Raw genomic sequence first — 26,216 nt, forward strand, 5'->3', positions numbered from 1 at the left:
GAGGAATATGCATGAGCAAAAAAGTATGCCAGGAGCATTGTATATATTGTGAAGGAGTCGGATACTTTCAATTGGCTACAGGCGGTACAATTGATTGTCCAGCATGTGGCGGAGGGAAATGGAGAGAAACAAGAGAACCTCAGGCCAGAGTGGCAACAAAGACAAAATAAAATCAGATGTAATGAAGCGTGACAGAAGATTGACCCTCCTTGTCCGAATCAAGTACACTTAAATCCAGGAACAAGGATAGGGGTGAGATTGGATGAATATTGCACAATTTATTATTGGGATACCACTTTTTATCGTATTGCTTTTTGGAATAGGGTTTATTTTAAACATGCTGATAAAGACTACATGGATGCCAGCATTTCTTTATTCGGGCATTGCAATCGGCGTGCTGGTGTATTTGATTATGAATGATCGCACCCCGCATATGGTAGACTATGTGATGTTGACTTCTGGACTAGTAGGTGCTATTGCCAGCGGCTGGACGATTAAAACGCTGCGGATGAAAGGATACCGCATGTTCTGAGAGAAAGGGAAACTCTTTCTCCCCCTGTAGCTTTGACTCCTTCATAGAAGTTCTGTTTCCCTGGTACTCGTTTGTACTTCTAACCCGCAGGCTTCTGGCTGTTCCGAAAGGTGCGGACGCGCCGTGGAGCTGGAACGCATGAAGGGTCTAGGGAAAAAGCGAGTGCCGCGTTCGCACTCGCTTTTTCTTAATGCATCATTTTTATAACCTTGTATTGATTAAAGTACCGTATTCATCTACAATACCTAAATTATAGGCTTTCTCAATAAAGGATAATTTTTCGCTTTCGAATTGGGGATTCCCGTTATAACGACTATTAATAAGACTATCTTCTCGCTGTTTATTAAGGATTGTACGAGCATATTTTTCGTTAACGACTTCATTCTTTCGTAGACGCTCCATAAACTCAGGGAATCCCATAGATGTTTTGGACTGAGTGTTAGGCTGAATGCCGTTTATTTGGTTCTGGAAGCGAGAAACAAGTGTTAACTTCGTATAGGCAGCAAATGCTGCTCGATTTTCTCCAATACTAATAGACATGGATTCCTCCTTCTTCTTTTTATTTTCCTCTATTTTTTTGATTAAAGTATTGGTTAATTCTTTAATTATTTTTTCATCCAGTCACTGATTTCGTCTTTATTAGAGTTATTTAACTCCTTTCTTTTGTTTATTGTAAAATATATACATGTTATATATCGGTATTTGTTAAAAAAATTTACATACCTATTTAGACATTTTTATAGGCTTGAAGATGTTAAGAAGTAAAAAGGACCGGGCGCATGCCCGGTTTTTCTTATGTGAAGAACGAAGGTTTTCCCGAATTTTAGCAGGAAAATTCAAGCTCTGTTTGTTCTTGTCTGGATGTATAAGTCGGGGATGGTCGGGAGATGATGAGTAGAAGAGGAGGCTAGTAATTCATGGATATTATCGTTAAAAGCGTGAAAGGCTCTCTAACCTACCTTTTCATCGCGCTTGTTTGTATCATTCTCGGCCTGTACATTTTGCTGGGAGAAACAGAGCCGAAACCTGTTGTTCCGGCCGTGGAAGGAACAAAGGCGCATCAAGAAGCAGCACCGCTGAAGCAAAACACATCCTTGGAGAAACGCGCAGAGAAGCCGCAGGAAGTTGAACGTTTTCCGTTCGTGCATCGGGGGGAAACGGTCGAAACGCTGGCTATGCTTTCAAAGTACCCGAAGGTTAATGTAGTAGCAACCGGATATTCTCCCGGCCCTGAATCGACCGGTAAGGATGTTGGCCATCCTGCGTATGGGATTACATATTCCGGCGTAAAAGCACGGCGCGACATATTCTCAACGATTGCTGCTGATTTAAACGTATTTCCGCTCGGAACGATCCTTTATATACCGGGCTATGGCTACGGTGTAGTTGCGGATATTGGCTCCGCCATTAAAGGAAACAAAATTGATCTGTATTTTGACAGCAAAGAAGATGTATATAAAAAGTGGGGGAAAAAGCAACTGGACGTATATGTAATCGAGCGTGGAAACGGCAAAGTGGATGAGGAAGTGTTTGCGAGGCTCAATCAAATGAGCAAAAATGAAGCGAAAAAACAATGAGAAAAACATCTTTACCTATACCATAAAAAGGACAGGCCAAGCGCGGCCTGTCTTTCGTGTTATACATGGTCTTAGAAGGCCGCGCTTCACAAGTCAAGCAAGTAATACAAAAGGGTAGATTGCACAATACCGAGCCAGCCTCCTACCAGCACTTCGCTTGGTTGATGACCCAGCAGCTCTTTTAATTTTTTTGCGCGTTCGCGGCGGGGCTTCACACGCATGGTTTTTAGTTCCTCGATCAACTGGTTGAAATCCTCGACCAGAATATTGAGAACGGCGGCATGGGTGCCTGCGTGTCGGCGCACGCCAGCTGCATCGAACATGATAATGATGGAAAAAATAACAGAAATCGCAAATAATGTAGAGCCGAACCCTTCGATTAATCCTACGGCGGTTGTGAGCGCGGTGACGGCCGCCGAATGGGAACTGGGCATTCCCCCTGTGCTAAACAATAGTTTCCAATCCCATTTGCGGATAGCAAAGTAGGTAATCGGCACTTTGATTCCCTGCGCGATGCCAATGGCAAGCAGGGCGGACCAAAGCGGAAAATTGGATAATAAATCGGACATTGGCTTCTTCCTTTCCTCAAAGCTCTTTTATTATTTTATAACGAATAGAGGAATAAATCATTTGCTATGGAGAAAAATTCTTCAGGTGACTTTGTTCGTTCGTTTTCTTTTGCTACATTTATTGATAAAATTTTCATTGGAGGTGCAAAGCGATGAAAATAGAAGTGAAAAGTGGAAAGTTGCAAGATTTTTCTGCTCAATGTGCTATCGTCGGGATTTTTGAAGGTCAAACCGTGCTACCTGTCTCTTTAAAAGAAGCTGATGAAAAAATGGGAGGAGCGCTGTCTGCATTGTTTGTGGACGGGGAAATCAACGGCAAGCAAAAAAGCGTACAGTTCATACATACGTTTGGAAAGCTGGGCATACGCCGCATTATGACCATCGGTCTTGGAAAGAAAGACGAATTGACGTTTGAAGATTTGCGTGAAGTTGCGGCGCGCGCCGTAAAGGAGGCGCTGAAAGCACAAGTAACCAGGATTGTATTTGTGCTGGATGGTGAGGCACAGATGCTTGGCGCATATGACGCGACACATGCGATTGTGGAGGGAGCACTACTTGCCAATTACCGTTTTCCTGGCTATCACAAAGAAGCGGAAGACAGGCCCTCCCTTGAAGAAATGACTGTGCTGTGCCCGGAAGAGAACATTGACGATGCTAAGGAAGGGGCGTATATTGCCGAAGCGCTGGCACGCGGCACGAACCTGGCGCGCGATCTTGTGAATATGCCCGGCAATTATTTGACGCCCACTGTGCTTGCGGAAAAAGCAAAAGAAATCGCTGAGCGCCATGGTATGGAAGTGGAAATCCTCGATAAAGCCGACATGGAGGTATATGGCATGGGCGGGTTGCTGGGCGTAAGCCAAGGTTCGGTTGAACCGCCGAAGTTAATTGCCATTAAGTATCGCGGAACGGAAAAGTGGGAGAATGTGCTGGGACTTGTCGGCAAAGGAATCACGTTCGATTCCGGCGGTATTTCCTTGAAGCCGGGACAAGGCATGGAAGAAATGAAAGGTGACATGGGGGGAGCGGCTTCTGTGCTTGGTGCAATGGAAGCCATTGGTACGCTAAAACCAGCCATCAATATCGCTGCTGTGATTCCGACGACAGAGAACATGCCCAGCGGTTCCGCGTTAAAGCCAGGTGATGTTATTACGACAATGAGCGGTAAAACGGTGGAAATTCTCAACACGGATGCGGAAGGTCGGCTCATTCTTGCCGATGGTATGAGCTATGCACGAAAAATGGGTGCGGATTATTTGATTGATCTTGCTACACTAACGGGAGCGGCTCTTATTGCGCTTGGCACGTGTACGACGGCCGCACTGACGAATGACGAAGCGTTGATGGAAGAAGTAATGGAAGCGGCTGGCGAAGCTGGTGAACGGCTCTGGAGACTTCCTGGCTATAAGCCGTACAAAGAACAAATCAAAAGCGAGATTGCTGATTTGAAGAATACGGGTGGACGCAATGCTGGTACGATCACGGCAGGGCTGTTTGTTGGTGAATTTGCGGAAGATACGCCATGGGTGCACCTTGATATTGCGGGTACTGCATGGGCGGATAAGGCAAGCGACTTGTCCCCTGCGGGCGGCACAGGAGCTATGGTGCGCACACTGGCGATCCTGGCGCTGCGCCGCGCGGAATCTGCAAAATCGCAGTAAGTTCTGATTTTTGCGGTAAAATAAGAAAAGAAAGCGAATGATTCAATAAATATCTAAAAAAAAGTTCGGATTTTTTGTAAATCCGGACTTTATTTTTTCATGCGGATTATGTATAATGACTCCGTCAGCAAAAAACGAACATTAACGACGCTCGTATAATCGCGGGAATATGGCTCGCAAGTCTCTACCAGATTGCCGTAAACAATCTGACTACGGGTGAAAGCATGACTGATCTTATGAGATGGATTGTGGTCTGATCAGGTGATCAGGCAATTTTAGGATCCGGAGGTCTGTTTTCGCTCCCTGCGAGCGAAAACAGACCTCCGATTTTTTTTACGCATGACGCAAGGGAGGATACACATGGAGTTGCTCAAAGAGAAAATCCGTCAAGAGGGACATGTACTGAACGACAAAGTGCTTAAGGTTGATTCATTTTTGAACCACCAGATTGACCCGGAGCTTATGATGGCAATCGGGGAAGAATTCGCCCGTCGGTTCGCGGATACAGGGGTGACCAAGGTTCTTACTATCGAATCTTCAGGGATTGCGGCCGCGCTGACCGCAGCGTTGAAGCTGAATGTGAAGGTGGTATTCGCTCGCAAGAAAAAGTCGGCGTTAATGAATGAAGAAGCGTATGTGACGCAAGTTCATTCTTTTACGAAGAACGAAACAAACGAGGTAACCGTGCTGAAAAAGTTTCTTGGAGCAGGTGAAAAAATTCTAATCATCGACGATTTTCTTGCAAACGGGGAGGCGGCCATGGGACTTGCCCGCATCGTAGAACAGGCTGGCAGCGAAGTTGTAGGGATCGGCATTGTGATTGAGAAAGCGTTCCAGGACGGCGGAAAGCGTCTGCGTGAGAGCGGATTCCGTGTCGAATCGCTGGCCCGTATCGCCACGTTTGCAGGCGGGGAAGTGCAGTTTGCTGAGGAATGCGTAAAGCATCAAAGCTGAGGAACGGTTCAAGTGTTTAAAGGTTTTTTCATACTTGCGATTTTTAGGAGGAATTCTCTTGGAGAAAAAGTTAGGGCTTTGGGAGATAGGAACGCTTGGTTTTCAGCATGTACTAGCCATGTATGCAGGAGCGGTTGTCGTTCCGCTAATTGTCGGACCGGCGATTGGTATGACGCCCGAACAAATCGCATATCTTATTTCTATTGATTTGTTTGCTTGTGGGATTGCTTCTCTGTTCCAGGTTGTTGGCGGAAAATATTTTGGAATTAAGCTTCCTATTATGATGGGGTGTGCTTTTCAGGCAGTAGGACCGATGATCGCTATCGGTAAATTGCAGGGAATTACGGCTATATACGGGGCCATTATCGCCGCTGGCGTAATCGTTATGATTCTGGCTCAGTTTATGGATAAAATCATCAAATTTTTTCCGCCTGTGGTAACGGGGTCTGTGGTGATTATCATTGGAGCATCGCTGATTGGGGCAGCTATGGGCAACATTGTCGGACAACCGAACACACCGGAGTTCGCCAGCTTAACCAACCTGTTTTTGGCGGGTATCACGCTTTTATCTATCGTGTTGATGAATCGCTTTTTCACAGGATATTTAAAGTCAATTTCCGTATTGCTTTCGTTAGTGATCGGTACGTCAGTCGCTTCGTTTATGGGTCTTGTAGATTTTTCAACCGTAAAAAAAGCCGACTGGTTCCACATGGTTGAACCTTTCCGTTTTGGTATGCCTACTTTCCATGTATCCGCTATTATCAGTATGGTTCTGGTAGGAATTGTGAGTATGATTGAATCGACGGGCGTTTTCTTTGCGCTTGCTGAAGTATGCGACAAGAAAATTGACGGGAATGACATTAAACGCGGGTTACGGGCAGAAGGAATCACTCAGGTTATCGGCGGTATCTTTCAAGCGTTTCCGTATACAACCTATTCACAAAACGTAGGACTGGTTGCTTTGACCGGAGTAAAAGCGAGAAGCGTAGTGATCGCTGCCTGCATCATTATTATGATTCTTGGTCTTCTACCGAAAGTAGCGGCGCTGACGACAGTGATTCCTAACCCTGTTCTTGGAGGAGCCATGATTCCGATGTTTGGGATGGTAATGGCTTCTGGCGTTCGTCAGTTGTCGCGCGTAAATTTCCAGCGGATCGAGAATATGTTTATTATTGCCACATCTGTAGGCCTTGGCCTGGGGGTATCTATTTCGCCAGCGATATTTTCCCAGCTTCCGGAAAGCGTGCGCTTGGTAATGGAAAGTGGGATTGTAACGGGAAGTCTTACCGCTATCGTGTTGAATATTATTTTAAACGGAATGGGCAGACAGGAGACGGAAGGTAAAATTCTAAAAGCCGAACATTCCATGGAATCAGCAGTTTAGTCGTTTAAAAAAGTTTATAAAGTTTCTTAAATTTTTGGCTTGACACATTTTTCATCCCTGTCTATAATTGCATGTAATATCATAAATGATTAATAGTTCTTCAGATTGAAAATTGAAAGAATAATGAAGAATAACGTTGACGGGGACACGTATATGGCCTCTTCTTCCTAGAGAGTCCGGGATGGTGGAAGCCGGATAAGAATGCTGTATATATCTCACCCCTGAGTTGCTATCCTGAACGAAGCGATTCCAGTAGGGATGGGCCGTGGAACACGCGTTACGTGTTAGAGTCGGCGGACGAACGCTGACTCGCCGAGGTTGCCGACCGTGAGGCGGCAATGAATTTTGGGTGGTACCGCGAAACTCTTTCGCCCCAGACTGACGCTCAAGGAGAGTCAGGGGGGTGAAAGGGTTTTCTTTTTTACTCTTTTTTCTGGTATGACGGGCGGAGGCATAAAGTTGTACTCTGTCCAGCATAAATTTTTAGATTATTTTAACAATGGAGAGAGAAAGTCTTAAAGGAGGAACTATCATGAGCACAGATACGGCGATGATTGAGAATCAAAAAGCTTCGTTGCCGCCTATCGAAATGGGAGAAGTAATGACGGGTTCCGATATGTTACTGCGCTGTCTTCTGTTGGAAGGTGTGAAGTATGTTTTTGGATACCCGGGCGGCGCTGTCCTTCCGATTTACGATTCGCTCTATTCGAGTCACCTGAAACATATTTTGACGCGCCATGAGCAGGGAGCTATTCACGCGGCTGATGGCTATGCGCGTGCAACCGGAAAGCCGGGTGTCGTCATCGCTACTTCCGGTCCGGGAGCTACCAATCTGGTAACGGGAATCGCCACCGCGTATATGGACTCGGTACCGCTCGTTTGCATTACGGGAAACGTTGCCCAGCATCTTATCGGCACAGACGCGTTTCAGGAGGCGAACATCACGGGCATTACACTTCCGATTACGAAGCATAACTACTTTGTTCGAGATGTCAAAGACTTGCCGCGCATTGTGAAAGAAGCGTTCCATATCGCGACTACTGGACGTCCGGGCCCTGTACTCATTGATATTCCAAAAGATGTAAGCAATGCGAAGGCTCCGTTCTATTATCCGGAAACGGTAAAGCTTCGCACCTATAATCCTACTGTTAAACCGAACAGTTTACAGATCGAGCGCATGCTCCATGCCATTTCTGAAGCGAAAAAACCGGTGATTCTGGCTGGCGGAGGTATCATTGCCGCTGGGGCGGAAAAAGAATTATTAGAATTCGCAGAAAAAGCTAATATTCCGGTTATTCCAACTTTTATGGGGCTGGCCGGCTTCCCAGGAACGCACCGTCTCTGTCCGGGCATGCCGGGGATGCACGGTTCTTACGCTTCCAATATGGCATTGCTTAACACGGATTTATTGATTAACCTAGGCGCGCGTTTCGATGATCGGATTACGATGGGACGGACGAAGGAATTCGCACCTAATGCCAAAATTGTTCACGTGGACATTGACCCGGCGGAAATCGGCAAAAACGTTGAAACGTATATCCCGATTGTTGGTGACGTGAAAAATGTGTTGCTTGCTGCTCTTCCGAAGGTAGAGCGGGCCGACAGCGATGCCTGGGTGGAACAGATTCATGCTTGGAACGCGCAACATCCGTACTCGTATAAACCAAGTCCGACAGGGATGTTGAAACCGCAACGAGCCATCGAAATTATGTACGAATCCACAGGCGGCGACGCGATTGTAACGACTGACGTTGGGCAGCATCAGATGTGGGTGGCTCAGTTTTTCAAGTTCAGCGGCCAGCGCTCGATTATCTCTTCTGGAGGACTTGGCACGATGGGATTCGGATTCCCGGCGGCCATCGGTGCGCAGTTCGCCCATCCGAATAAGACGGTTATTTCGGTAAGCGGCGACGGTGGCTTTCAGATGAACCAGCAAGAACTGGCGGTTGTTGCAAACCATAATTTGCCGATCAAAATTGTCATCATCAATAACAAATGCCTTGGCATGGTACGTCAATGGCAGGAGCTGTTCTATGAGCATCGTTACAGCCAGATTGATTTGAGCACGAGCGTTGATTTTGTGAAGTTGGCTGACGCGTACGGCATTAAAGGCTTGCGAGCGTCAACGGAAGAAGAAGCGGAGCGGGTGTGGCAGGAAGCCATGAATACAAAAGGGCCTGTTCTTGTGGAATTTGTGGTAGAGCCGGAAGAAAACGTCTATCCGATGGTAGCAGCCGGAAACACACTTGATCAAATGGTGCTGGGAGATGAAGAGTAACATGGAACAGAAACATACGATCTCAATTCTCGTAAACGACCAGCCGGGGGTTTTGACCCGGGTAGCCAGTTTAATGGGTCAGCGCGGCTTCAATATCGACAGCATTACGGTTGGCCAATCGGAAGAACCGGGCCTGTCACGCATGATTATCGTAACGCGCGGTGATGAAAAAACAATCGAACAGATTATGAAGCAATTTCATAAATTAATTGACGTCTTAAAAGTGCAGCATCTGAGTAGTGGCCCTATGGTAGCTCGCGAGCTTGCGCTGATTAAAGTGGGGACGACAGCGGCCACGCGTTCTGAGATTAATGGTATTATTGAGCCGTTTCGCGCAAATATTGTCGATGTGGGGGTATCGTCCCTTGTGATTGAGGTAACGGGTAGTTCTGAAAAGGTTGATGCGTTAATTGATCTGTTAACACCGTACGGAATTAAAGAGTTGTCCCGCACCGGAATTACTGCGATTAGCCGCGGAGCTATCTTGGCAAAAGCATAATGGATCGCTATCAATCTATTTATATATAAAAATATTACACATAATTTGGGAGGAAGATTCGATGATTAAGATGTATTATGAAAAAGACGCAAATCAAGAAATTTTGAAAGGCAAAACGATTGCCATTATCGGATATGGAAGCCAGGGACACGCGCAAGCGCAAAACCTGCGCGACAGCGGCATGAAAGTTATGATCGGTCTTCGCAAAGGCCGTTCTTGGGAACAAGCGGAGAACGATGGCTTTGAGGTTTACACTGTTGATGAAGCGGCTTCCCGCGCCGATTTGATTATGATTCTTCTGCCGGACGAAATGCAGGCAAAAGTATATAAAGAGCAAATTGAGCCAAATTTGAAAGAAGGTGCCGCACTCTTTTTCTCGCATGGCTTTAATATCCACTTCCAGCAAATCGTCGCTCCAGCCGGTGTGGATGTAGTAATGGTAGCTCCGAAGAGCCCGGGCCACATGGTTCGCCGGGTATACATGGAAGGATTCGGCGTTCCGGGACTTCTGGCAGTATATCAAGACGGTACAGGTAAAGCGAAAGAGCTTGGTCTTGCGTATGCGAGCGGTATCGGCTGCACGCGTGCCGGGGTTATAGAGACAACATTCCGTGAAGAGACAGAAACAGACCTGTTCGGCGAGCAAGCGGTGCTTTGTGGAGGTACAGCCGAACTTGTAAAAGCGGGATTTGAAACGCTCGTGGAAGCAGGATATGCCCCGGAAATCGCATACTTCGAGTGTTTGCATGAACTCAAACTTATCGTTGACCTTATGTACGAGGGTGGTCTGGAATACATGCGCTACTCAATCAGCGATACAGCTGAGTTCGGCGATTACAGCGTAGGTCAGCGCATTATTACGGAAGAAACGAAGAAAGAAATGAAGAAAGTATTGAAAGAAATTCAAAACGGTACGTTTGCGAAAAACTGGATTCTGGAGAACCAGTCTGGCCGCGCCGCATTCAGCGCACGTCGCCGCATTGAGAAAGAGCATCAAATCGAGCAGGTTGGCAAACAGCTGCGCGAAATGATGGCTTGGATTAAGAAATAAGCTCAATAAAAATTGTGGAGGTGGCCATAGGGCATGCGTACAATCGAAGTTTTTGATACCACCCTGCGGGACGGTGAACAGTCCCCAGGGGTCAACTTAAGCGCCGCAGAAAAACTGGAAATTGCTTTGCAACTGGAGCGCCTGGGGGTAAGCCGGATTGAGGCAGGGTTTGCCGCTGCCTCCCCAGGAGATTTACAGGCTATTCGTGAAATTGCCAAACGGGTGAAGAACTCGACGATTGTTAGCTTGTCCCGCGCGTCGGAGAAAGATATTGACAAAGCGTGGGAGGCATTGCGTGATGCCGAATCCGCATGCTTGCATACATTTATTGCTACGTCTCCGATTCATCGCAAGTATAAATTGAACATGACGAAGGAACAGATTGTTGAGCGTGCGGTGGCAGCGGTAAAGTATGGAAAGAAATATTTTGATATGGTTGAGTTTTCCTGCGAAGACGCTTCTCGTACCGAGATTCCATTCCTGATTGAAGTGGTGCAGGCGGTCGTGGATGCAGGTGCAACAATTATCAATCTTCCGGACACGGTAGGATACACGATGCCTGCGGAATATGCCAATATCTTTACCCAGATATTAAACAATGTACACGGTATTGAGAACGTGAAGTTAAGCTGTCACTGCCATGACGATCTTGGCATGGCGGTTGCCAATACACTGGCTGCCATCCAGGCCGGAGCCACCCAGGTGGAAGGCACGATTAACGGGATCGGTGAACGCGCGGGGAACGTTGCGTTGGAAGAGGTGGCGCTGGCGCTTGATACGCGCAAAGATTTCTATCAGGCGATCACAAATTTGAAACTGGAAGAAATCGCGCGCACAAGTAAACTGGTCAGCCGCTTAACCGGTATGATTGTACCGGGCAACAAAGCGGTAGTGGGGGCCAACGCGTTTGCGCATGAGTCTGGCATTCACCAGGACGGTGTATTGAAAGAAGTAACGACTTATGAAATTATCCGTCCGGAACGTGTCGGTGTCAAATCCAACCGTCTTGTGCTTGGTAAGCTGTCTGGCCGCCATGCTTTCAAAGATAAATTGCAGGAACTGGGTTATCATTTAACGCAAAAAGAGCTGGATGACGCATTTTTCCGCTTTAAAGAATTGTGCGATCGAAAGAAAGATATCAGTGATGAAGATATCATCGCGCTGGTAGATGCAAAAATTACCAATATTCCAGAAACATATATTCTTGAAAACATTCAACTTTCGTACGGCAACCATTCCGTTCCGACCGCTAGTGTGCGCGTACGTACCGCAGATGGGCGGGTACTTGAAGAAGCTGCGTGCGGCAACGGCTCCGTCGATTCCATTTATAAGGCGATTGATCGCGTAACGAATGAAGAAGTAGTATTAGAAGACTACAAGATTTTATCCATTACTCAAGGAAAAGATGCGCTTGGCGAAGTGTACGTACGCCTTTCCCAGGGGGATTGCACAGTACAGGGACGCGGTGTAAGCACAGATGTGCTGGAAGCGAGCGCCAAAGCGTATCTACGCGCGTTGAATAAATTGATTGTACGCCGCGGTGACGCCGTGGAAGTCGTAATGTAAGAGAGGAAGGAACGAAGCATGAGCCAAACGTTTACTATTACTGTGTTGCCTGGCGATGGGATCGGGCCGGAAGTTATCGAGCAAGCGATACATGTGTTAAAAGCTGTAGAAAAGCTGGAAGATGTTACGTTTACGTTTGAATACGCACGCTTGGGCGGTTGTGCTATTGATGAAGATGGCACGCCGTTGCCGGAGGAGACGCTGGAGAAAGCGCGCCGTTCTGACGCTGTATTGCTTGGCGCGGTAGGCGGTCCAAAATGGGATAACAACCCGGCGCATCTCCGGCCGGAAACAGGCCTGCTCGGTATTCGCAAGGCGCTTGGCCTGTACGCGAATCTGCGTCCGGCTTTCATGCTCGACTGCATGGTGGAAGTGTCGGCATTGAAAGAAGAAGTGGTCAGGGGCGTTGATTTGATGGTGATTCGTGAATTGACCGGCGGACTCTATTTCGGTGAGAAGAAGCGCTATAAAACGGAGAATGGAGAAGTAGCATCCGATGAATTGATCTACCACGAATATGAAATCGAACGGATTGTGCGCCGTGCGTTTGAAGTGGCGCGCTTGCGGGGTAAAAAGCTTACGTCTGTAGATAAAGCGAATGTACTGGAATCTTCCCGTCTGTGGCGCAAAGTGGTGGATCGGGTTGCGCACGATTATCCGGATGTTGAGTTGCGCCATCAGCTCGTCGATTCCTGCGCGATGGAACTGCTCCGCTGGCCGAAGCAGTTTGATACGATTGTGACGGAAAATATGTTCGGTGATATTTTGAGCGATGAAGCGTCCATGCTGACAGGCTCTATCGGCATGCTGCCATCCGCTTCGTTGGCGGACGGTAACTTCGGCTTGTATGAACCGGTGCACGGTTCGGCGCCTGATATCGCCGGAAAAGGAATAGCAAACCCGACTGCCACGATTCTCTCTGCGGCAATGATGCTTAAATATTCGTTTGGTATGGAGCGGGCGGCGAATGCAGTTGAGAAAGCCGTGCACAAGGTGCTGAATTCCGGCGTGCGCACGGCCGATATCGCTAAGAGTAAAGAAGAAGCCGTCAGCACGAAAGAAATGGCTGATAAAATTATCGCCGCTATGCACGAAGTATACGTGCAGGCTTAGAGGCATAAAAAAGCGAGAGGTTAGCGTTACAGCTAATACTCTCGCTTTTTTGCAGCTATCTTTATAAGCCATGTTTGATCAAAAATGATCATTTTTGTTAAGTCCTCCTTATGGTGATTATAGTCTTCCTAAAACTGATTAATCAACACGCCAAAAATAAGCAAGTTTATTCATCATGTAAAAACTCTTTAATGGGTGTTTTCCACTCGATTTCGGCATCCGGATAGCTTTCGGCGATAATCTCTGCGATCTCGAAAAAATCGTTCCGCGTCAAACCGTGCAGCCGCTCCGGCTGCCTGGACCAGATAGAAATCTTTGTTACCGTAAACTTATCTTCCGTATTTCCTAAATATTTTTCCCCTTCAAATAAAACTCCTTTATATGTTAACAAGAAGTTACGGCGTACGTTGTTCCTGTCATCCAGAAAAAATGTCCGCTTTTTTTCCAGCGCACTTTCCAGTTTGCGTTTTGGATTGAATATATATTGAAACCACCAGACAATGAACGCAATAATGGCTAGCAGCAACAATAATCGTAACATGCAAGTCCCTCTCTTCTTGCAAAAGTATCCATTCACTTTTTTATACGGATTGATTAGAAAAAGGATGCAAAAAAATGCTATACTATCACACAGAAATTTATGAATGATGAGGGAGCTTATTCATGAATGTGCTTATAACAACATTGAACGCGAAATATATCCATACCTCGTTGGCACTTCGCTATTTGAAGGCATTTTGTCAGAACGACTTTAAAGTGGAGCTCGTTGAATATACGATCAAAGACCCGGCAATGAACATCGTGTCTGATTTATTCCAGCGCCAGCCGGATGTAATTGGCTTTTCCTGTTATATCTGGAACATCGAAGAGACGATTAAAGTTATTTCTATGCTGAGAAAGATCATGCCAGATGTAAAAATTGTGCTTGGCGGACCGGAAGTATCGTATGATGTCGACTATTGGATGAATCGCTTACAGAAAGTTGATTTTATTGTTGTTGGCGAGGGGGAAGAAACGTTCCACCACCTGCTTTCAGAAATTCAGGGAGAGCAAAAATACCATTTCGTATATGGGCTTGCATACCGCAAAGGTCAGGAAGTTATTATCAACCCGCCGCGTCCAAAGCTCGATTTGAATCGGATTCCGTCTCCGTTTTATTTTGAAGAAGACATTCCGAATCTTAAAAACCGTGTCACGTATTTTGAAACAAGCCGGGGATGTCCGTTTTCTTGCCAATTTTGCCTGTCAAGCATTGAAGTAGGTGTGCGCTATTTTGATATTGAGCGGACAAAACGAGATTTGCTGCATTTAATTAAAAACGGCGCAAAGCTGATTAAATTTGTTGACCGGACGTTTAACATCAAGCGTGACTACGCGATGGAAATTTTTCAGTTTTTAATTGAAAATCATGGCGGCTGTGTATTCCAGTTTGAAATCACCGCCGATATCATGCGCCCGGAAGTGCTCGATTATTTGGCCGAACAGGCGCCGCCCGGTATCTTTCGCTTTGAAATCGGTGTTCAATCGACTAATGACGTAACGAATGAAATTGTAAAACGTCGGCAAAATTTCACCAAGTTAGCGCGTACCGTGACCAAGATTCGAGAAAGTGGCAAAATTGCTCAGCACCTTGATTTAATTGCAGGTTTGCCGGAAGAAGATTACCTGTCATTCCGTAAAACGTTCAATGATGTGTTTGCGTTGCGTCCGGAAGAATTGCAGCTTGGGTTTTTGAAGATGTTGCGCGGCACGGGAATGCGGTTAAATGCGGATAAGTATGAATACAAGTATATGGATCATGCGCCTTATGAAATTTTGGAGAACCGTATTCTGCCGTTTTCCGACATTGTCCGGATTAAACGGGTAGAAGATGTATTAGAAAAATATTGGAACGCGCACCGCATGGATCGCACGTTACTGTATCTTATTGAACGGGAGTTTGCTTCGCCGTTTGATTTCTTTCAAGAATTCGGTAATTTTTGGGAATCAAAAGGTTGGGCGCGTATTGGGCATCAGCTTGAGGATTTATTCACTCGTTTGCACATGTTTTTGCGTGAGCGCGGCACAGAAAAACTGCCGATAATCGAAGGTTTGATGAAGTACGATTTCTTTATGAATTATAAGTATAAACCACGTAAAACATGGTGGAAATACGAAGTCGGGAAATCGGAACATTCCCGCTTGATGAAGTTGCTCGCCCAGCGTCCAGAACTTGCCGGAGAAGCGTTTGTGGTGCGCGGGCTTGACGAGAAATTGCTTCATAAACATACGATGCTGGAGATTTTACCGTTCAATATGAACACATATTTGCAAACAGGTGAAATCAAAGAAGAGGAAACGTTGCTAATCGTTTATTATAATCCGGAAGAGCGCGAGCGCCCCGACACTTACTATGTTCCGATGCGAGAAGTAAACATGGGATCTGTTAAATAAATGACAGTATGAAAATCTCGCGGGCGTTGCCGCCCGCCTTTTTCCACATGGAAACGACCGTAAAAAAGACCTGCCAAAAAGAGCGGCAGGTCTCAGACTGAAGACAAACTCCCTTGCAAATTACACTGCTAAGGGAGTTTTTGTACTTTTTGATGAAAAAACAAAGAAAAAATAGGAAACTTACGCTTCGTTCCACCTGACTTCCAGAGACAGGTAGCTAACTTTTTTAAGTTCATAGCAGAGCGGTCCTTTTCGTATGCATCAATCGATTAATCCAGATACGATTCGGCGATTTTAATCAAGTCTTTTTTGTTTATTTGTTTTCCTGTTTCGATATGGTATCGAATCGTATGCGTACTGTTTGGAACGTCATAAATCCATTGGATATTGTGTCCTGTACCGAAGTCTGTATATATCATTTCTACTCCCTTTACAACAAATTTTTCCCGCTTTGAGCCCCACTCTTTATGAACGAGAAAAGTCTCTTTTCCACTTGTTCTGGACATTGCAACTTGTATAGCACTCCCGCCTTTTTTATATGTGCTAAGGATCCGCCAATGATCTTTCGACATCTCCACAGGCAGCATCGCATATTCTTGTTTCGATTCCTCTGCCTGTTTCCGCAGCTTTTCTGCTATAGCCGTCTGTTCTTTCGGGGTAGGAGGATTCACGTCAGTAATTGGGGTAAAGAAGACCGTTGCATGTTCGAAGTTGTGCTTTCCTGGCAAACTGTCAAAAATTTTGACCGATTGCCCTTTCATTTTGGTGCGGAGTGCGGACACGTCGGTAAAGGTTAGAGGTTTGTCTAAGGTGTACGTTTTCATATCTGGAATGTTCGAGACGACATAAAAGACACCGGCTGTCCCCGCTTTTAACACCTTGTTCGCAAAATCTCTAGCTTTTAGCGCGCGGAGTTGTTCATCCAATGAAGGCGAGGTATAGTTTGCCTCTTCCAGTGTTTTCTCCTCAAAAACAACTTTACCTTGCTTGTTGGTCAATGTCTGATAGCTAAAAGCAAAAGCTGAAGATACCGTCAAAAGCATTCCTGCCACTACCATTACACTCACTTTATATTTCACAAAAAATCGCTCCTTTTTTTTCTGCTCAGCATACAACTTCTCCATCACTTTTCCAGTCAAGTCAACATCGGGAAGCTGTAGGTCATGAAAAAGTTCTCTTAAATCCTGATCCTTGTCCAATGTCATACGGTTTCACTCCCTTCACTTGAGCATAGTGCTTACGGAATTTTGCAGCTGAACGCTCGTATTTTTTTCGAAGAGTAGCGTTGTTTTGATTAAGAATAAGGCTAATTTCTTCATAACTTTTATCCTCAACACAACGTAAAATTAACAAGTTCCGCTCTTCTGCCGATAATTTTGACATCGCCTGTTGTATGTATTCATCAAAATAATTGGCTTCAATCTGTAAATCTACATGTTTATTCTCCTTCTCATCCTGATAAAAAAAGGGGAGATATTTTGCAAGTTTTCGCTTACGAATCACATCAATACATTGATTATAGGCAATTTTATACAACCAAGTGCCGAACGGTATAGCCGGGTTGTACTTATTCAAAGAGCGAAATGCATTCAAAAATACTTCTTGTCCGCTGTCCTCGGCTTCAGCATAATTGCCTAGCATATGATAACAATAAAGAAAAATCGGTTTTTGGTATAATTGCATGATTTTCTCGAACTTTTCGGTATTCCCCTCCAATATGTCAGCGATAATCTGACGTAGAGTATTGTCATCCAAACCGCTCACCCCCTTCACCCTATATAACGAATCACATATGCTAAAATGTGACAGTAGAAACAAAATAATTACTAGTACGTCAGCAATGCAACAAAGGGGCTGTCCCAATTAGTCATTTTTCATGACTTTTGGTACAGCCCCTTTGAAATACGGGGGAAATTTCAATGCGGTTTATCTACATCCTCGCTTTTTCAGACGTAAACAAGAGTGTAATGGTATATAGTCCGCTTAGTCCTATCAGGGAGTAAATGATACGGGAAATGATTGTACCCTGTCCGCCGAAGATTGCAGCTATCAAGTCGAATTGAAAAAAGCCTACGAGTCCCCAGTTAAGCGCGCCAATAATCACCAGAACAAGAGCAATTTTTAACAGAGTGTTCATACCAATCCCTCTTTCCGTTTGATTTTTGGCAGTGAACGTTTCTGCGTAGGAATTGAAAGATGAGAACTCTGTATATTAAATAACTATCAGAATTTTGTTAAATTATTCGTTCTTTTGCAGAAAAATTTTTGTGTGTTCTGTCGAAAGAAGAAGGCTGGATGTTAGGAGTTTTTGCGTTTATGTTTTTTCTGGTTGACGCGGATATACCTATGCATAATAAGCTCTACCGTTCCGAGGGAAATTCCAGCTATAACGCCTCCGAGTAGCGTAATTTTGCTCTGCGGGAATAGCCAACCGGATAGATAGACGATAACTGCTATCGCTAAAGTACCTTGCAGTGTTGCTTTGTAGATACCGTATATGCCGAGCACAACTTCATCCGCTATCAGCCCAATGACAAGCAGCAGCAGGCTAACGTCCAGCCAGTGATTGATGTTTTCGAACATTAACTGAGAAGGAAAAGTGACAGACAAGAGATAAAGAACGCCCGGAAATAACACAACTTTATACAAAAAGTTAAAAAACACACGTTTTGCCAATTTCATTCCTCCTTTATCTTTTAGTATGTGTTGAAATTGTGCGATAATATGGATGAAGAAAGGGAAAGCTTGGATTGTATGCGCAAACGAAGGAATGGAGGAATGATTATGGAAGACAAAATGTTAGCGATGTATAAAGAATTGACTGAAACACCGGGTGTGCCGGGTCATGAGCGCGCGGTGCGCGAAGTGATGCGCAAATATATAGAGACGTATGCGGATGAAGTAACAACGGATAACTTGGGAAGTTTATTGGCGCGTAAAGGAAACAAGGGGCCAAAGATTATGGTAGCCGGACACCTGGATGAAGTCGGCTTTATGGTTACGATGATAACGGACAAAGGATTTCTGAAGTTTCAACCGCTCGGGGGCTGGTGGGAACAGGTGATGCTGGCTCAGCGGGTTGCTGTGCAAACGCGCAACGGCATAATTGAAGGTGTTATTGGCTCGATTCCACCCCATATTTTGCCGCCGGAAGCGCGCAAAAAACCAGTGGAAATCAAGGATATGTTCATTGATATTGGCGCTTCCAGCAAAGAAGAAGCCGAAGAATTCGGCGTCCGTCCAGGTGATACGGTCGTTCCGATTTGTCCGTTCACCGTTATGAAAAATCCGAAGTTAATGATGGCAAAAGCATGGGATAACCGCGTTGGTATCGCTATGGCGATTCAGACGCTACAGCAGCTACAAGGAGTTGATCATCCGAACACAGTATATGGCGTGGGAACAGTTCAAGAAGAAGTCGGTTTACGCGGCGCTCAAACATCCGTTTATGCAGTAAATCCGGATATCGCGTTTGCGGTTGATGTTGGCATTGCGGGAGATACGCCAGGAGTAAAAGAATCTGAAGCGATGTCCAAAATTGGTGAAGGGCCACAGATTTTGCTATACGATGCCTCTATGATCGGACACCCGAGCCTGCGCAAGCTGGTTGTAGAGACAGCGGAAGAGCACAATATCCCGTTTCAATATGATGCCATGGCACGCGGTGGCACAGATGCCGGTCGCATGCATTTGAACGGCAGAGGCGTACCTTCGGTCGTGATTGGTATTGCTACCCGCTACATTCACAGCCATGCTGCTATCCTGCACCGCGATGATATCGATAATGCGGTCAAACTTATTGTTGAAGTCATCAAAAAACTTGATCAAGACACTGTTGAAAAAATTAAACGTCAGGAATATTAAGCAAAACGAGGCGGTTTCAAAAGGGGGATTAATCCCAAACAGAATACAATATATAGATTGCTTATTGCTTTTCTATGCGTATATGTGTTAACGCGAAAGGGTGCCCCATCACTTGGGACACCCCTTTTTTCTCATTGCACCTGTTGGTAAATCGCTTCAATCATTTTTTCTTTTTCTTGCTCGTTCGCTTGCTGCCATACCAGTTCAAAAAGAACGCCCAATCCCGGCAGCGTCTTTTCCTCACGGCTGCTGATAGCGTCCACGATCGTGTGCCGCACGTCCTCCTTAGAAGAACCATGCATATTATGCATAATCGCTGCACGCAAATCAAGGTCGGAAATATTCATGTTATTCACACTCCCTACCGAGATAAAAATAGATTCGTTTTGTAGTTTCACCGGAATGTTTTATTTTCATCCCTCTCGAAAACAATAGAAGGAGAATGTTATAATAAAGGACGAATTAGAGAAAGGGTGGAATTTATGGCGGGTCAATCTTACGCGGTAATTGGGATGGGGCGATTTGGCGCCAGTGTGGCCCAAGCGCTCTACAACATGGGATATGACGTCATGGTCATTGACGAAAACGAGGAGCGCATTCAAGATCACATTAATATTGCGACGCATGCGGTTCAGGCCGATTCAACGGACGAGCAGGCGCTGCGTGAAGTCGGTATCCGCAACTTTGATGTTGTTGTAGTGGCGATTGGAGCGGACATTCAGGCGAGTATTTTAACCACGCTTATTCTCAAAGAGATGGGCGTTAAAATGATCGTAGCTAAAGCTCAGAATGAGCGCCATGGACAGGTGTTGTACAAAGTAGGCGCAGACCGCGTCGTATTCCCGGAACGAGATATGGGGTTACGGTTGGCTCACAACTTAGTTTCGCCGAACGTACTTGATTTTGTGGAACTGGCAGAAGATTATAGTATCGCTGAAGTGGCAGCCCCTGAAAAGATGGACGGCAAAAGCTTGCAGGAGCTAGATATTCGCGCGAAGTTCGGTGTGAACGTTATGGCAATCAAGAGCGGCAATTCGTTTAACATTGCCCCGAGCGCGTCCGACACTATTAAAGAGGGCGATGTTTTAATCGTGATCGGACATAACGACGATTTGAAAAAGTTTGAGGAAGAGTCCTAATGGATAGGAGTTCATAAATGGAAGTCATTTCATCGGTACAAAACCCACGTATAAAGCAGTGGGCGAAATTACATACGCGCAAAGAAAGGGAAAAAACAGGCCTTTTTTTGCTGGAAGGTTTGCATCTTGTGGAGGAAGCTTGCCTTGCGGGTGCGCAGCTGGAGGCGATATTGCTTGAAGAAGGGCTGGATATCCCGGAATGGCTTGCTATCTTTCAGCGCGCCAGACAGCTTTCCCTTACCTATGTCACGCGTCCGGTATTGGAAAAGGTGGCGGAAACAAAAACGCCGCAGGGTATTATAGCTGTGGCGAAGATAAGGGAGAACAAACCTGATATGCTTCAGAATGGCGGATTGTGGCTTGCGTTGGACAAGCTGCAGGATCCGGGAAATGTCGGCACGCTTATCCGTACGGCGGACGCCGCCGGTTTTAATGGCGTTATTCTCGGAGAGGGAAGCGCCGATCTGTATAATAGCAAAACGCTCCGTGCAACGATGGGTTCGCTGTTCCATCTTCCAGTATGGCGGGAGTCTTTGCCGCAGTTCATAGAACGAGCAAAGCAGCAACAGCCAGAATTGCGGATTATTGGAACAAGCCTGCGGGAGGCGAAGCCGTACACTGATGTATCTTATAGGGGAGCGGCCATTTTAGTTATAGGAAACGAGGGAAGCGGGGTTTCGGATGAGGTGCTCGCATTGGCGGATCAGAACGTGATCATTCCGATTTACGGAAAGGCTGAATCATTAAATGCTGCTATCGCAGGCTCGGTTCTTATGTATGAGGCAGTGAGGCAACGTAGGCAATAGAAGCGTCCCCTTTCTTTACGTTTTATTGTTTACTTTTTTTTCCTGCTGCTTCATCTTTTCCCGCATATTTTGCCACTGATCACGGGCCATGCGTACCGTTTGCGGTTCATTTGCCCGAAGCGGATGTTCGACAACTTTGGAAAAATAGTAAAGCGCTTTAGCGTAATTGTCGAGCTGACGGTGTAGTTCGCCAATCAGGTATGTTAAGCGGATTTCGGATAGGCTTGTACTCACGTAGTCTCCCCGCTCATAGGAAGCCTCATACTCGCTTAGGGCAAGCTTGAGGAAGCGGCGTTCGTTTTCTGTATGCTTCAGATAACGGTATAGCCAGGCGAGACGCAGACAGAGTCCAGCGATAACACAATGTGGCTCTTTGCAGACATTGGCTGTGAAAATCGCAAGTTTGTAAGTGACGATCGCCTCCGGAATCGTGCGAATGCCTGTATAATCTTTCTGCGTCCAGTTAGCGGTGATTTTTTCTTCGATAAGCTGTGCGATTTGTTGTGGCACTTTTTTGCGGAACTGGTCGTTGAATGAGTAGCCGCAGCGCGGACAGACAACAACATGATATAGAATAGGATTTTCCGACTGCTCTTCATAGTATTCGCAGAAGTCGGGATCGCGCTTGTAAGGATGGCTGCGGCGCAGACGCGTTTTCTTGCTGGTAAAGTTATGTCCGCAGTGGGCACACGAGAATTTTTTGTCATAAAGGATTGTTTCTAGTCGGTTCATGTGCTTCTCCCTTCCCTCCAAATTTCCTATCTTTTACTGATACATAAATACTTTTTTTAAAAAAGATATATATATAGTATATGACAAAAATCACTATTAAGATAGGAAAAAAATCATGAGTGTAATTTTTGCACCCTTGCTTATTTGCCGGACATACTATATAATCAGTCCTAAAATAGTTCTTACAGCAAATATCATTGAGAAAGGCAATGACGGAGACAAGTACGTGAAAGAGGCGCTCCCAGGGAGAGAATGCCGCGACTGGAAGCATTCTTGAGATTGGCCATTCACCGAATTCACTCCCGAGTCGGCCCCTGAATGGTAAAGTAGGGGGAATGCCGGAAGCTGTCCGTTATCAGCGCAATGAGATAAGAGCAGGATTTGGCCTGTTCTTGAACAAGGGTGGTACCGCGACCTCTCGCCCCTTACCGGGTGAGAGTTTTTTTATTTTCGTATAAACAGTGTGTATTTTAAGGAGGGATATATTGTGCGCGAAAGACTGGAAGCTTTGAAAGCTGAAGCGCTAAAAGAGCTGGAACAAATCGAGCGAACCGCGCAGGTGCAGGAATTGCGGGTAAAATATCTTGGCAAAAAAGGTTTGTTAACCGAAATTTTGCGTGGTATGGGCAAATTATCCCCGGAAGAACGACCGGTGATCGGACAGTTAGGCAATGAAGTACGTGCAGCGATTGAAAGCAAGCTGGAAGAGAAAAGAGAGGCGGCCGAGCGGGCGGAAGTGGAAGCGAAGCTGGCAAGTGAAACGATTGACGTAACACTGCCAGGGCGTACCGTTCATATTGGCAACCGCCACCCACTTACGCTTGTAACAGAGCAAATCGAGGATATTTTTTTAGGCATGGGCTTTACAGTAGCCGAAGGTCCGGAAGTCGAAACCGATTACTATAACTTTGAAACTCTGAATTTACCGAAAGACCATCCGGCGCGTGATATGCAGGATTCGTTCTATATTACGGAAGAAATATTACTTCGTACTCATACCTCGCCGGTTCAGGTTCGCACAATGGAAAAAATGAAAGGTAAGGTTCCGGTTAAGATTATTTGTCCCGGCCGCGTATATCGTCGTGATGACGATGATGCGACCCACTCCCATGTATTTAATCAGGTAGAAGGATTAATGGTGGGCGAAAACGTGCGCATGAGTGATCTAAAAGGAGTATTGCTCAGCTTTGCGCGTCAGATGTTTGGGGAAAATACGCAAATTCGCCTGCGTCCGAGTTTTTTCCCGTTTACGGAACCTAGCGCGGAAGTTGATGTATCTTGTAGCATGTGCGGCGGCAAAGGGTGCCGGACATGTAAACATACGGGCTGGATTGAAATTTTAGGATCGGGCATGGTGCATCCGCGCGTGCTGGAAATGGCAGGATACGACTCCGAGAAATACACAGGTTTTGCTTTCGGGATGGGAATCGATCGGATCGCGCTTTTAAAGTACGGTATTGACGATATTCGTCATTTCTACACGAACGATGTACGCTTCTTGAAGCAATTCAACCGGGTATAAGGAGGATGGAAAACGATGAAGGTTTCGTATAATTGGTTAGCGCAATATGTTGACCTCTCCGGCGTTACCCCGGAGGAGCTGGCAGAGAAGTTAACCCGCAGCGGCATCGAAGTCGAAGCGGTCGAATATGTAAATAAGGGCGTAAGCAAAGTGGTGGTCGGTTACGTGGCCGAAAAAGAAAAGCACCCGGATGCAGATAAGCTGAACGTATGCCAGGTGGACGTAGGGGACGACGAACGATTGCAAATCGTCTGCGGCGCCAAAAACGTGGCGGCCGGCCAGAAAGTACCTGTCGCTTTGGTGGGCGCCAAACTGCCGGGAGACTTCAAAATTAAAAAAGCGAAGCTGCGTGGCGTAGAATCAAATGGCATGATTTGTTCAGCAAAAGAGCTTGGCATCAATGATAAGCTGATGCCGAAGGAAATCCAGGAAGGGATTCTTGTGCTGCCGGAAGATTTGGAAGTTGGTCAACCGATAGAACCGGTTCTTGGTCTTGATGATGTAGTTCTGGAACTTGGCCTGACGCCGAACCGTTCGGATTGCTTAAGCATGATCGGCGTAGCATACGAAGTGGCCGCTATTCTTGGCCGAAAGGTAAAACTTCCGGACATAGCTGTTGCTGAGACAGGAGAGCCAATTGATGGCAAAGTAGAAGTGGAAATTACAGCGCCGGATCATTGCCGTCGTTACATGGCGCGTTTGGTTTCCGGTGTTAAGCTCGGCCCGTCCCCGATCTGGATGCAGAATCGGCTGATGGCAGCTGGAGTGCGTCCCATTAACAATGTGGTAGACATTACAAATTACGTTATGCTAGAAACAGGGCAACCGTTGCATGCATTTGATTACTCGAAAGTGGAGAACGGGCGCGTCGTGGTTCGTCTTGCTAAGCCAGGCGAAGGAATCGTAACGCTAGATGATGTAGAACGTACGCTGGATGAGGAAATGCTGCTGATTACGGACGGTGTTAAACCGCTCGGTATTGCGGGCGTAATGGGTGGCGCCAACTCAGAGGTGACGGACAAAACGGACACAATTTTGTTAGAGTCCGCCCATTTTGCTGCCTCTTCCATTCGCAAAACCGCGCGTAAACTTGGCCTTCGCTCCGAAGCGAGCCTGCGCTTCGAAAAAGAAGTCGATCCGAAAGGCGTGGAATATGCACTGAATCGTGCTGCCGCTTTGATGGTGGAACTGGCAGGCGGTCAAGTTGCACGAGGCGTGTCTGATCAGATCATCGAGGCGCCAGAAGACAAAAAAATCGTATTGCGTTTGTCTCGTCTAAACGATTTGCTCGGTACCAGCCTCTCCCTGGAGGATGTAACGTCGATTTTTGAACGTTTGGCGTTCACGTATAAGACGGAAGGCGAAGTGATTACTGTGACTGTTCCGACACGCCGTCAGGATATTACGCGCGAAGTGGATTTGATTGAAGAGGTGGCCCGTTTGTACGGATACGACCATATTCCGACTACGATGCCGTACGGTGACAATACGCAAGGATTGCTTACCCGTGAGCAGATGCTGCGCCGAACCATTCGCCAAGTCCTTAACGGTGCGGGATTGGATGAAGTTAACACATATTCTTTTACCCATCCGGATATCGCTTTCGACTTTGCGACTGTATATCGGGAAACGAAGCCAATTCCGCTGGCGATGCCGATGAGTGAAGAGCGAAGCGTATTGCGTACGAATTTGTTGCCGCATTTGCTGGAGACAGCCGCGTATAATATGAACCGTAAACAGCGTGATTTGGCGTTGTTTGAACTTGGCAAAGTGTTTTTGACTGATGAAGAAACATTGACAAAGCTGCCTGAAGAAAAGCTGGCGCTTGCCGGCTTGCTGACTGGCAACTGGGTCGGGCCGCACTGGCAGCAAAAAGCTGAACCGGTTGATTTTTATTTGGTAAAAGGCATTCTAGATGTTCTTTTCAATCGTCTCGGCATTACCGGAATCGAGTATCGTCCGGCGAAAGATTTGGCTGGCATGCATCCGGGCAGAACAGCGTATGTTGTTTTGCAGGGAAAAACGGCGGGATATCTTGGCCAAGTGCATCCGGTAGCGGAGCAGAAGTACGATGTAGGAGAAACGTACGTCTTCCAACTGGATGCTGATTTGCTGATGGAGCTTGCAACCATGCACCAGGGCATGATGTCGCTGCCCAAATACCCGGCTATTAGCCGTGATATTGCGGTTGTTGTGGACCGTAATGTAAGCGCGGGCACGCTGCAAAATATCATTGAGGAAACAGCGGGGGAATGGCTGGAATCTGTGCGTATCTTCGACGTGTACGTGGATGACAAACTGGGCGTGAATAAGAAAAGCGTGGCGCTGTCCTGCACGTATCGCGATCCGGAAAAGACGCTTACGGATGAGGAAGTACAGGCTGTGCATGACAAAGTGGTCAGAGCGCTCGCGGAGGAGTGCGGCGCCGAATTGCGCGGGTAGACAATGAACGGTTGTATATTTATAAAAAGGAGGAACGCATGAGGCGATTGCCTCCTTTTTTTGTTCTCATTTTTGTGGCCCTTTTCATTTTCCG

Annotated in this window: 26 protein-coding genes, 1 riboswitch and 1 other annotated feature; of the genes, 17 read left to right on the forward strand and 9 right to left on the reverse strand. The window is 46.3% G+C overall.

Annotated features, from left to right (window positions below):
• Window positions 1-11: 11 nt before the first annotated feature.
• Together ACH33_RS19635 and ACH33_RS03500 are read left to right on the forward strand one after the other, a co-directional pair.
• On the forward strand, window positions 12-170 hold the full coding sequence (locus tag ACH33_RS19635) for a YuiA family protein (protein WP_162264996.1): 159 nt from the start codon (window positions 12-14) through the stop codon (window positions 168-170).
• 92 nt (window positions 171-262) lie between these two features.
• Window positions 263-532, forward strand: coding sequence for a YuiB family protein (locus ACH33_RS03500; RefSeq protein ID WP_057897767.1), 270 nt, complete (start codon window positions 263-265; stop codon window positions 530-532).
• 201 nt (window positions 533-733) lie between these two features.
• Here ACH33_RS03500 and ACH33_RS03505 read toward each other — a convergent pair whose 3' ends face one another.
• Window positions 734-1,072 (reverse strand): hypothetical protein, encoded by a 339-nt coding sequence (locus ACH33_RS03505; protein ID WP_057897768.1) that lies wholly within the window; start codon window positions 1,070-1,072, stop codon window positions 734-736.
• 377 nt (window positions 1,073-1,449) lie between these two features.
• On the opposite strand from ACH33_RS03505, the gene ACH33_RS19055 reads away from it, so the two are divergent.
• Window positions 1,450-2,109: a 3D domain-containing protein gene (locus ACH33_RS19055; protein WP_091260728.1), complete on the forward strand. Its 660-nt coding sequence runs from the start codon at window positions 1,450-1,452 to the stop codon at window positions 2,107-2,109.
• A gap of 86 nt (window positions 2,110-2,195) precedes the next feature.
• Here the strand turns inward: ACH33_RS19055 and ACH33_RS03515 are convergent, their stop codons facing one another.
• Entirely contained in the window at window positions 2,196-2,678 is a 483-nt protein-coding gene (locus ACH33_RS03515) for a divergent PAP2 family protein (RefSeq protein WP_057897769.1), read from the reverse strand.
• A 152-nt stretch (window positions 2,679-2,830) separates the two neighbouring features.
• Here ACH33_RS03515 and ACH33_RS03520 point away from each other — a divergent pair, with 152 nt between their 5' ends.
• The 8 genes from ACH33_RS03520 to leuB all read left to right on the forward strand — a co-directional run bounded on the left by ACH33_RS03520 (window position 2,831) and on the right by leuB (window position 13,184).
• The gene (locus ACH33_RS03520; protein WP_057897770.1) at window positions 2,831-4,339 is read left to right on the forward strand and encodes a leucyl aminopeptidase; all 1,509 of its coding nucleotides are present in this window, start codon (window positions 2,831-2,833) and stop codon (window positions 4,337-4,339) included.
• A 131-nt stretch (window positions 4,340-4,470) separates the two neighbouring features.
• A riboswitch (purine riboswitch) is annotated at window positions 4,471-4,572 on the forward strand.
• Window positions 4,573-4,699: 127 nt separating this feature from the next.
• Window positions 4,700-5,293, forward strand: a complete 594-nt coding sequence (locus tag ACH33_RS03525) for a xanthine phosphoribosyltransferase (protein ID WP_057897771.1) — start codon at window positions 4,700-4,702, stop codon at window positions 5,291-5,293.
• 58 nt (window positions 5,294-5,351) lie between these two features.
• Window positions 5,352-6,677 carry a nucleobase:cation symporter-2 family protein gene (locus ACH33_RS03530; RefSeq protein ID WP_082705877.1) on the forward strand — a complete coding sequence of 442 codons (1,326 nt, stop codon included), beginning with the start codon at window positions 5,352-5,354 and terminating at the stop codon, window positions 6,675-6,677.
• Between the two features lie 127 nt (window positions 6,678-6,804).
• Window positions 6,805-7,056: a binding site (T-box leader), on the forward strand.
• A gap of 171 nt (window positions 7,057-7,227) precedes the next feature.
• Window positions 7,228-8,955, forward strand: a complete 1,728-nt coding sequence (ilvB, locus tag ACH33_RS03535) for a biosynthetic-type acetolactate synthase large subunit (protein WP_408863348.1) — start codon at window positions 7,228-7,230, stop codon at window positions 8,953-8,955.
• Window position 8,956: 1 nt separating this feature from the next.
• Window positions 8,957-9,454, forward strand: coding sequence for an acetolactate synthase small subunit (gene ilvN / locus ACH33_RS03540; protein ID WP_057897773.1), 498 nt, complete (start codon window positions 8,957-8,959; stop codon window positions 9,452-9,454).
• Between the two features lie 61 nt (window positions 9,455-9,515).
• Entirely contained in the window at window positions 9,516-10,505 is a 990-nt protein-coding gene (ilvC, locus tag ACH33_RS03545; protein WP_057897774.1) for a ketol-acid reductoisomerase, read from the forward strand.
• A 33-nt stretch (window positions 10,506-10,538) separates the two neighbouring features.
• A complete protein-coding gene (locus ACH33_RS03550) occupies window positions 10,539-12,071 on the forward strand; it encodes a 2-isopropylmalate synthase (RefSeq protein ID WP_057897775.1) in 1,533 nt (510 codons plus the stop codon).
• An 18-nt stretch (window positions 12,072-12,089) separates the two neighbouring features.
• Entirely contained in the window at window positions 12,090-13,184 is a 1,095-nt protein-coding gene (leuB, locus tag ACH33_RS03555) for a 3-isopropylmalate dehydrogenase (RefSeq protein WP_057897776.1), read from the forward strand.
• Window positions 13,185-13,350: 166 nt separating this feature from the next.
• Here the strand turns inward: leuB and ACH33_RS03560 are convergent, their stop codons facing one another.
• A complete protein-coding gene (locus ACH33_RS03560) occupies window positions 13,351-13,725 on the reverse strand; it encodes a hypothetical protein (protein ID WP_057897777.1) in 375 nt (124 codons plus the stop codon).
• Between the two features lie 122 nt (window positions 13,726-13,847).
• Between ACH33_RS03560 and ACH33_RS03565 the strand changes: the two genes are divergently transcribed.
• Window positions 13,848-15,617 carry a B12-binding domain-containing radical SAM protein gene (locus ACH33_RS03565; protein ID WP_057897778.1) on the forward strand — a complete coding sequence of 590 codons (1,770 nt, stop codon included), beginning with the start codon at window positions 13,848-13,850 and terminating at the stop codon, window positions 15,615-15,617.
• Between the two features lie 269 nt (window positions 15,618-15,886).
• On the opposite strand, the gene ACH33_RS03570 is transcribed toward ACH33_RS03565, so the two are convergent.
• From ACH33_RS03570 to ACH33_RS03585, 4 genes are all read right to left on the reverse strand, one after another.
• The gene (locus tag ACH33_RS03570) at window positions 15,887-16,822 is read right to left on the reverse strand and encodes a DUF4367 domain-containing protein (protein WP_057897779.1); all 936 of its coding nucleotides are present in this window, start codon (window positions 16,820-16,822) and stop codon (window positions 15,887-15,889) included.
• Window positions 16,779-17,381, reverse strand: a complete 603-nt coding sequence (locus ACH33_RS03575) for an RNA polymerase sigma factor (RefSeq protein WP_322787672.1) — start codon at window positions 17,379-17,381, stop codon at window positions 16,779-16,781. The genes ACH33_RS03570 and ACH33_RS03575 overlap by 44 nt, the downstream gene beginning before the upstream one ends.
• Before the next feature lie 166 nt (window positions 17,382-17,547).
• Window positions 17,548-17,754, reverse strand: a complete 207-nt coding sequence (locus tag ACH33_RS03580; RefSeq protein WP_057897781.1) for a DUF378 domain-containing protein — start codon at window positions 17,752-17,754, stop codon at window positions 17,548-17,550.
• A gap of 161 nt (window positions 17,755-17,915) precedes the next feature.
• Window positions 17,916-18,293, reverse strand: coding sequence for a DUF2512 family protein (locus ACH33_RS03585; protein WP_057897782.1), 378 nt, complete (start codon window positions 18,291-18,293; stop codon window positions 17,916-17,918).
• A 108-nt stretch (window positions 18,294-18,401) separates the two neighbouring features.
• On the opposite strand from ACH33_RS03585, the gene ACH33_RS03590 reads away from it, so the two are divergent.
• Window positions 18,402-19,481 (forward strand): M42 family metallopeptidase, encoded by a 1,080-nt coding sequence (locus tag ACH33_RS03590; protein WP_408863254.1) that lies wholly within the window; start codon window positions 18,402-18,404, stop codon window positions 19,479-19,481.
• Between the two features lie 131 nt (window positions 19,482-19,612).
• On the opposite strand, the gene sspI is transcribed toward ACH33_RS03590, so the two are convergent.
• On the reverse strand, window positions 19,613-19,828 hold the full coding sequence (sspI, locus tag ACH33_RS03595; RefSeq protein WP_057897784.1) for a small acid-soluble spore protein SspI: 216 nt from the start codon (window positions 19,826-19,828) through the stop codon (window positions 19,613-19,615).
• Window positions 19,829-19,963: 135 nt separating this feature from the next.
• Between sspI and ACH33_RS03600 the strand changes: the two genes are divergently transcribed.
• Entirely contained in the window at window positions 19,964-20,620 is a 657-nt protein-coding gene (locus tag ACH33_RS03600; RefSeq protein WP_057900233.1) for a potassium channel family protein, read from the forward strand.
• Window positions 20,621-20,637: 17 nt separating this feature from the next.
• A complete protein-coding gene (locus ACH33_RS03605) occupies window positions 20,638-21,426 on the forward strand; it encodes a TrmH family RNA methyltransferase (protein ID WP_057897785.1) in 789 nt (262 codons plus the stop codon).
• 15 nt (window positions 21,427-21,441) lie between these two features.
• Here the strand turns inward: ACH33_RS03605 and ACH33_RS03610 are convergent, their stop codons facing one another.
• Window positions 21,442-22,158 carry a DUF2225 domain-containing protein gene (locus tag ACH33_RS03610; protein WP_057897786.1) on the reverse strand — a complete coding sequence of 239 codons (717 nt, stop codon included), beginning with the start codon at window positions 22,156-22,158 and terminating at the stop codon, window positions 21,442-21,444.
• Between the two features lie 487 nt (window positions 22,159-22,645).
• Here ACH33_RS03610 and pheS point away from each other — a divergent pair, with 487 nt between their 5' ends.
• Window positions 22,646-23,680 carry a phenylalanine--tRNA ligase subunit alpha gene (pheS, locus tag ACH33_RS03615; protein ID WP_057897787.1) on the forward strand — a complete coding sequence of 345 codons (1,035 nt, stop codon included), beginning with the start codon at window positions 22,646-22,648 and terminating at the stop codon, window positions 23,678-23,680.
• A gap of 15 nt (window positions 23,681-23,695) precedes the next feature.
• Window positions 23,696-26,122, forward strand: a complete 2,427-nt coding sequence (gene pheT, locus ACH33_RS03620; RefSeq protein ID WP_057897788.1) for a phenylalanine--tRNA ligase subunit beta — start codon at window positions 23,696-23,698, stop codon at window positions 26,120-26,122.
• Window positions 26,123-26,216: the final 94 nt, after the last annotated feature.

The sequence above is a fragment of the Aneurinibacillus sp. XH2 genome, from assembly GCF_001439585.2.
In the GTDB taxonomy this organism is placed as follows: Bacteria; Bacillota; Bacilli; order Aneurinibacillales; family Aneurinibacillaceae; genus Aneurinibacillus; species Aneurinibacillus thermoaerophilus.